General features: G+C 41.1%; 6 protein-coding genes. All 6 read left to right on the top strand.

What is annotated here, in order from left to right; all coding sequences use genetic code 11:
* The coding region (locus PE36_RS16065; protein ID WP_006033099.1) for a hypothetical protein at nucleotides 1-333 on the top strand (333 nt) is incomplete at its 5' end.
* A gap of 10 nt (nucleotides 334-343) precedes the next feature.
* Nucleotides 344-2,320: a hypothetical protein gene (locus PE36_RS16060; protein ID WP_006033098.1), complete on the top strand. Its 1,977-nt coding sequence runs from the start codon at nucleotides 344-346 to the stop codon at nucleotides 2,318-2,320.
* The gene (locus PE36_RS16055; RefSeq protein ID WP_006033097.1) at nucleotides 2,317-2,898 is read left to right on the top strand and encodes a hypothetical protein; all 582 of its coding nucleotides are present in this window, start codon (nucleotides 2,317-2,319) and stop codon (nucleotides 2,896-2,898) included. The genes PE36_RS16060 and PE36_RS16055 overlap by 4 nt, the downstream gene beginning before the upstream one ends.
* A complete protein-coding gene (locus PE36_RS16050) occupies nucleotides 2,895-3,440 on the top strand; it encodes a hypothetical protein (protein ID WP_006033096.1) in 546 nt (181 codons plus the stop codon). The genes PE36_RS16055 and PE36_RS16050 overlap by 4 nt, the downstream gene beginning before the upstream one ends.
* Nucleotides 3,428-3,826: a hypothetical protein gene (locus PE36_RS16045; protein ID WP_006033095.1), complete on the top strand. Its 399-nt coding sequence runs from the start codon at nucleotides 3,428-3,430 to the stop codon at nucleotides 3,824-3,826. The genes PE36_RS16050 and PE36_RS16045 overlap by 13 nt, the downstream gene beginning before the upstream one ends.
* Nucleotides 3,823-8,730 carry a hypothetical protein gene (locus PE36_RS23795; RefSeq protein ID WP_006033094.1) on the top strand — a complete coding sequence of 1,636 codons (4,908 nt, stop codon included), beginning with the start codon at nucleotides 3,823-3,825 and terminating at the stop codon, nucleotides 8,728-8,730. Before PE36_RS16045 ends, PE36_RS23795 begins: the two co-directional genes overlap by 4 nt.
* Nucleotides 8,731-8,746 lie beyond the last annotated feature (16 nt).

Here is an 8,746-nt window from a genome sequence, read left to right as displayed (position 1 = left end):
GCATTAAATGCCTGGAATCCCTGGACTGATGACAGGCAAGCAAATCAGTTAGGTTTGATTGCCTCACTGTTAACACACCAGGTCTATAAAAAAGGCCAGCCAGCAACGGAATTATTCCCATATTTACAGCCTGGCGTACCTGATTTTTTAGAAGACGAGAGAGTTAGTAAAGCCCGTAAAATTTTAAATTCCACAATAAACATGCCAGATAAACTGCGTGAATCAAACCTGAAAACATTTATTACCGCTATCAAAGAAGAAATTCAGATAGAGGGTGATTTAGACGATCCTGATTATTACGTTATCCGTCAATTAAAAAAACTAATCGCTTAATGGGGGCGCAATGGCTCAACAATTATCAAGCGTAAACGTTGCGCTTAATGCGTCAACCGCGCAATACGTCCAGGCATTAAAGAAAGCTCAAGACCAGACAGATAAACAGCTTAAAGGCATGGAGCGTAGCTATAAAAATCTAAGTAAAAGCGTAAATAAAGCAACAAGCGCCATTAGTTCTGCAATAGCTATCGGTTTTTCAATCAGTGGCGTTTCTAGTTTCGTTAGTGAAATGGCTAGCGCAAGTATAGAAATAGAGCGGTCAGCGTACGCGGCTGGAATATCAGCATCAAAGTTTCAATCAATGGCGTTCGCCGCTCAAACTGTTGGTATTAGCACAGAGCAACTAGGTTCGATACTTGGTGATACTGATGAGAAAATTGCTGATTTCCTCGCTACTGGCGGCGGTGGTTTCCAAGATTTTGCAGATGTTATGGGCTTAACCAAAGAACAGGCAGAGGAAGCGGCTAGATCGTTTAAAGACTTATCCGCGCCAGATGTATTGCAAGCGATGGTAAACCAGATGCAAGCGGCGGGGAAATCCGCTGGCGATATGAATTTTGCATTAGAGGGCATGGCTAGCGAATCACGATACCTAATACCGTTGCTACGTGATAACGGGACAGAGCTAAACACCTTAACTGGTAGGTTTGATGCGCTTGCTACAACGCTTGAAGATGACACGATCAAACAGTTAAATTTAATGTCTACTTCATCAAGTATATTAGCTAACAACATTACAAATACACTAGCTACCGCATTAGCTGGTATTAGCGATAGTTTTATAACTGCCACTGAGAACGCCGCGTTTTTTTGGGCTTCACTGCAAGAGGGAACTAAGCAAGCCGACCTTTCAGAACTGGCAGATCTAAATGATGAAATAAAAACATTAGAAGAAAATATTTCGCGTGTTGAAAGTGGTAGTGATGGCGTTCTAGATAATTTGTTTAAATCATTTCGTGGTGATGAGCTTGCTGATTGGAAGAACGAACTAGATATTGCAAAGAAAGCCTATGAAGATTTACAGGCTTCTTACAATAAAAAGAATAATCCATTAACAGATTCTAACGATAAAGGATCTGATACAAAGAAAAAACCAGCCTCAACAACACCAACATCGTCAACCGATTTCTCAGTTCTATTCATCACCCCCGAACAGATAGAAGCTGAAAATAAAATCATAGCGGCGGAACGTGATCAATACCTGGCAGATCAAGCGGTATTTAACCAGGCGAAAGCAGACCTGGCAGCAGTGGCATTATCTAACGAGCAAACAGTTGCCCTGGCAAGTGAAGAAGATATTTATGAGCGGTTAGAGCTGATGCGTGAATTTGAGCTTGAAGCACTAGCCAATTCAACCAGCGAGAAATTACAGAAAACGGAAGAATACGAAGCCGCTAAAAAATCAATCGAAGATAAATACCGTCAACAAAAAGAACTGTTAGACAAGATCTCAGGCGATGCAGAAGTTAATACCGCACTAGGCAATATTGATCAAATCGGCGCGGCTTTCGGTGTTCAATTTAACGCTAAGAAAAACCTAGTGTTAGCAGAAGCGTTATTAAACGCACCCGCCGCAATCAGCACAGCGGTAGCATCCGCCCCTTTCCCGTATAACTTGCCCGCCATTGGTTTTGCAACATTAGAAACAGCGGCAACCATTGCAGAGATTAAGACAGTTAACTTCGGCCAGTTTCACGGCGGCACTGATTCTGTTCCTATGTCTGGTGATAACCAATCATTCCTATTAAGCGCGGGCGAGCGTGTCGTACAGCCTAAAGCGAACGAAGACCTAACCGATTATCTCAAGATGCAAAAGCAGGACGGCTACACAGGCGGCGGCTCTACAAGCATCAGCGCGCCCGTAAATATCACGGGTAACGTAACAGATGAGAAATGGTTTAACGCTCAACTGGTGAAGCAGAGAGAAACAATTTACGCGGCTACTAAAAAGGTAGAACGTGAACGACCGAGGCAGCGAAAATGATAATAACCCTACCTAGTGAAATAGTAATTTCAAATGTCGAGTTAACAGAAAATATACCTAACTTTGTAACCGAATCTTTAAACATGAAAATAAAATCCCGTTCGCGCGGGCTTCATCGTTTAGAGGGTTCAATGGATATAAACATAGGTAAAAGCGTACAGGCGCAAAAAGCCTGGCGCGGTTTCCTGGTAAACATCCAGGGACGTTTTAACGAGTTTCAGATTGATTTACCTTTGATGTTTAAATCAGAAATAATAAGAAATCCAACAATGCAGTTAGCTAACGGTATAGGTTCAAATGAGATCGCATTATCCGTTTTCGTTGGCACGTTGTACGCGGGTTCAATGATTACGTTTTTAAATGATACAAAAATATATACGGTACTTGAAAACGTTATTGGCGGCGGGACTATGAAAATTTACCCCGCTTTAAGACAAGCGCAATTATCAAACTCAACAATTGAAGCTGTTAACCCCGTTATAACTGCAAAATTCACTGATGATTCACAGTCTTATTCACTTACTGAAAACGGTTTCCAGTTAGAAAGTTCTATGGAATGGGTGGAGCATTTAGCATGAGTTTTGTACTTTTATTAGACCTTGATTTACGCAAGACAGATTCAGGCGGTAATCCTATCGGTTTTGTTTACCAGATAACCACAGCCGCGTTTAACGTCATATACGAGGGCAACGAATACATGGCCGTAGGGGATCTTTTGGAGATAGACGACCTGTCAGAATCGGCTGATCTCTCAAGTATCGGAACGACAATAACACTAAGCGGTATAAATCCGAGTTTTCGCCGCGAGATTGATAACGGTTCATTCTTAAAATCCCCGATTGATTTAAGAATTGGCGAGATAACGCCAGGGACAAACATCATACCAGATGGCACAGCAGGTTATGTCCATCGAGGTTTTTGCGATACGCCTAACAGCGAGATAGACCACTCGAACGGATCGCTAACTATTGCCGTTGCAACTGAAAGCGTTTTTCAGTCATTAACAAAAACCCCCGACCTTTGCCGCACCTCACAATCAAGCCATGAAGCCAGGCACAACGGCGACAAGTTTTTTACTTATGTTGCGTCAACAGCCCAGGAAGAAACATGGAAAACATAGACAAGGTAAGGATGACCAGGATATTAAGAAAGTATCTTGGTAAACCTGTTGATTACGGCCAGTTAGATTGCAACCTGGCGTTTTTAGAAATACATGAGCCTGAAATGTACGAAACATTATCAGGCCGTTACACAACCACCAAGGGCGGCGCGCGCGTAGCTAAAAAAGAATATGGCGTTTATTCAATCCTTGAATTCGTTAATCACTCTTTTAAATACGATCAAATACCCGTTGAGTTTGCACAGTATGGCGATGTGATTATAGATGATGTTTCGGTGGCAATTTGCCTGGGTAATAAATCGTTTTCAATGCACAACGACATATTTTGCATCGTAAACACACACGCATTATTTAAAGCTAAATGCTATAGAAAGGTGATCAGATGACAGGCGTTGAAGTAGCATTATTAATATCAATTTTATCTGTCGGTGTTTCGTTATACACAGCATCACAGATTGAAACAGATAACGAGGATAACGGCGCACAGATTGGTAAATCTGGCACATCAGGCAGTCGCCAGCCTTGTTACGGCATGGTTCGTACAGGTGGATTACCTGTTTATTCAAACGTTCAGAATAATGATTCATCACAGCTATTAAATGTATTCGCTTGCGGTGTTGGTGTAACTAATATTCTACAGGTTTATATTGATGATGTAGCAGTGTTAGGGTTTCAATCAAGATATAGAGAAACACCTACAGGTGGCAACAATCAGCTACGATTTTCAGGTAACAATTTAATAAATGGTTTCGAAAAGCAATGTGAAGTTCAGATTAGATCTGGCTTAGACACTGGCATACCAATGCAGTTAGCTATTGATTACGGCGATGGCGAATGGTCGGCATTAATGAGAGGCGATAGAGTTTGCTGCGTAGCTATTAAGTCAGAGAGAATTGTTGATGACGAGGGAATTAGAATTTTATCTGACAGTTTCTCTGTCTCGCTACTTGTCGAGGGCTTACCTGTTTATGATCCACGTTATCATTCTACAGGTGAAAAAGAGTATATACACAGCGATCCTAGCGTACCAGTAACCGCGAGAGAGTGCGGAAGAAATCCCGCCCTGGCTATTTTGGATTATATGGTAGACCCGTATTTCGGGATGGGATTATCTTCTGATTATATTGATTACAACTCAATAATTGCAGCGGCAAACTATTGTGATGCTAACAAACTTTACATTGATGCTGTTGTTGATAGCTCTAGCGATTTCGCTACAGCGTTAGACAATATGTGCAAATGTGCAGACCTGGCGCTATTTATTGAAAATGGTTCTATTGTATTAAGATTTCAAGATGTGGCAATGCCATCATTTGACTTTGATGAAAACAATATTCTAAATTCTGGCGGCGTTAAAATAACAGAACAGAACTCATCAAATTATTATAACTGCGTAGAGGTAGAGTTTAAAAATACGCTGCTACATGATGCACAGGATACATTCACGATCCCTGAAAATGTTATAAATGATCCGCTTGTTATACAAAATGGATTTATAAACGCACAAACTTTATCAATGCCATTTACCAGGTACAACGGTAATAACAGAAACGATTCAGATTCGCCTATGAAATTTTTAGCTAACCGTATTCTACGCGCTAACGAATTTCAAAAGCAGGTAGAAATTGATATTGATTTGATGGAATACCCTGTAAGAATTTATGATGTTATAACCATCACAGAGAATAATATAGGCTGGAATAAAAAAGAGTTTCGCGTAACTTCTATTAAAAGCAGCATATCTGATGACCAGCTAAATATAGCTACAATTAACTGTATTGAATATTCTGACAGCGTATACACCGGCATAAAAAACGGAGGCGGAGGCGGTCAGCCTTTACCGATACAGCCTGTAGTATCACCGCCGACTAACCTGGTATTTACACAGCATATTCTAACAGATACGGCAAGCGCAACGCTTACCTGGTCGCGCACATTTTACGCCAGTGATTCTGTTTTTGATGTTCAATACAAAAGCGATGCCTCATCAGCCTGGACACCATTAGGCCGCACAGATAAGTTATTCTGGGACTTTCCAAGATTGTACCCTGATGTATACGATTTCAGAGTTCGCACAGTGTCGGCGGTAAATGGCACGTCTAACTGGACAGTATTAGAAGATCAAGAGGTATCACAGTCTGCAACGCTACCGCCCGTTACAGGTTTGAAATGTGACACGACCACTCAAGATTTTAAATGGTCGTGGGATGATATGTTAGATTCTGCTGTTGCAGTTCCAGACCCAACCAACCCAAACAACCCAACTAACCCAACGGTCAGGGATTTTTTTAGTCACTACGAATTAAATATTTTTCAAGGTGATGACGTAAGCACCCCCGCTATATTCCAGGCCGCAACAAATGAATTTAATTACACTTACCCGACAAATGTTGATAATAATTTAAACCGTAAGATCAGGGCGCACGTTTACATAGTTTCTAAAGACGGTACACGGTCACAGCTTGGCGCTGCAAACTTACAGGTAACTAATGATCAATGCTTTGCACCTGGCGGTGTAGATATATACGGTAAGATTGGCGCTATTTGGTTTGAGTTCGCGCCAAATATTGAGAGTGATTTCAGAGGAACAGAAGTTCACATATCAACAACGCCTAATTTTATCCCTAGCGATGCAACGTTAGCAACATTACTTGGTAATGAAACGTTACATGTTTGGTATTTTCCAGACGGAACGCCAGATAATGATCTTCGATATGTAACAATGGGTCATTACGATTTTTTCGGTCGTGACAATATAAACTACGCACCAGAAGAAACAGTTTTATATAACCCTGCTGCTGCTGCTGTAACAATGAATATTCAATCTGATGCTCAAGCGTTTAAGTATGATTCAGATAGTAATCTAATTGAGCCAACAGAAATTGTATTTAACGCACTTAAACAGAATATCGACAGACCTGTTACATGGACTGTAATTCCTGACGTTATAGGTGCGCCCGTTGTTGGTGATGATTTTACTTTAAGCTCTACACAGTTTGGCGCTGAATCATCAGTTGCAGTAACAGCAACTATGACAACTAACACACACGGCACATTTACTGACACTATTACTATTCTACGCTTACAAGATGGCGGGAATGGCGCGGGCGCTTTCACGCTAGAAAATATTGCGAATACATCAATCGGCACTAACTCTGTAACGTCTACAGGCGGCGTTAATGGTGTATACGATTCTGGTGCTGTAGCTGTAGAATATTATGGTTCTGAATTTAGTTTCTCAGGTCGATTTATTCACAATCCTAATGATATATCAGTATTCGGTGCAAGACGATTAATTACAGGCGGAACACCTTTACCACAATTTGATTACGCCATCCAGCGAGGCGGTTCAGATGTAATTCGTGTATATGAAAATGGTACACAGATTGGTTCTGGTTATGGTTCGGCAGATAATACAGATGTGTTTGCTGTTGCCCGTATCGGTAATAATATTTCATATCGTAGAAATGGTGATGAGTTTTTAACTACAGCAATTCCGCCATCAGAGCAAGATTTTGCTTTCGCTTTCGGTGTTGGTTTCCAGCATACAGGAACAACGTTTAATGCTATTGCTATTAGCACAGGCATTGCAGGAGGTAATGGTGAAAACTCTTTAGTTGCTGCATTAAGTAATGATGCTCATAGTGTCCCTGCTGATTCAGGCGGTGTAGTTCCCGTTGACGTTTACAATGGTTCAGGAACAACCGTTAGAGCGTTTGACGGTGTTACTGAATTACAATACGGCAATGGTACAGACGTGGGTACTTATACGGTTTCTGCTAATGCAACAAGTATCACAGCAGGTACGCCAACGTTAACAGGTTTGTTTGTTACCTATGGCAATGCTTCTGGGTTTGTTGCTGGTACTTCTGTTCTAGGTGCAACGATTGATTTTACTGTTAGTGGTTTAACACTTACAGGCGCACCGTTTAGTTTTGTTAAACGTCAATCATTCACTAAAAGCTTAGGCGGTGTGGGTGGTGATGATGGTAATCGTGGTGCTGGTCAATTTACAGTTTCAGATTACCCTAACGTTTGGAATCCTAATTTCCCTGCTGTTGGGACTGGCTCACAGGAAATGCTACAAGCATGTATCAACGCGACAACGAACAGAACACCATCACCTGATGATGCTGTTACTATTTTTGGTGATAACCATGTAACAGAATTACCTATATCAGTTCGTTTCACAGGTGGCACACCAACTGATTTAGCAAACTGGAACAGATACGAAGTTGTAATAAACGGGGATCTATTAGTAGATGGAACAGTAACAGCAGATCATATTGCAGCGAATACCATAACCGCTGACCAGATAGAAGCAGGGGCGATTAAAACAGACGAGTTAGATGCTTTATCAGTAACGGCAGAAAAGATCGCAGTAGGAACAATTACAGCAGACCAAATATACGCTAATACAATAACTGGTAATGAAATAAGTTCAGCAACTACTATCGTTGCTGGTTCAGGTAATGCTAGCGTTACATTGGATGGCGTTAGCGCAGACCGTATATATGCAGGTCATGTTAATGCAGCATCAGCACCATTTAGAGTAGATCAACTTGGTAGATTGTATGCGAGTAACGCTTATATAACAGGTGAAATTAACGCTACATATGGAACGATAACAGGTGATCTCACGATAGGAAGAAATACATCAGTTAGTAATTTCGTTAGATTCAACGGCGGTAGTAATGCAGGTTCAACGGCTCCGTTTATGCAAGTTCAAGATGGTGGTTACAATCGGGTTCAATGGGGTTATGACGGACGCTTGAGAATGTATAATCAAGCTGGCACTGATACAGTTTTAGATTTTAATCCTGCTGCTAATACATATATTTTTAAAGGCACAGTACAAGCAGATCGTATTGATGGTGATGTTGTTAGTGCTAGGACATATACCACATCCTCTATATTCGATATTCCAACTGGTGCCTGGTTCGTAGTATTAACATTTAATGTTGTGAGTCCATCAATAAAGAATAGAAACATTTTCTTATCGAACTCAATTAACATGAAAAGTGTGTCTGGCTCCCCTCCTGGTAATATATCAAGAATTAGAATAGTAAGAGTTCGAGATGGTATGCAAATGTCCTACGTTGCAACCCCTGCTGGATCTGGCACTAGTGGAACACTTGGGTTTCAGTTGCCTAGCTTTCAATTGGCAGCTAACACTATTGAGTCGTATCAGATACAGGTAGGGCAAGTGGATAGTTACTTTACTGGTACGGGTTGCTCTGCATCACCAGTAAAAGTTGATCTAATCCCAGAAACATCCGTATTAAGTTAGTAAATAAAAAAACAAA

Source organism: Moritella sp. PE36, assembly GCF_000170855.1.
Lineage (GTDB): Bacteria > Pseudomonadota > Gammaproteobacteria > Enterobacterales > Moritellaceae > Moritella.
This window is presented reverse-complemented; position numbering and strand designations above follow the sequence as displayed.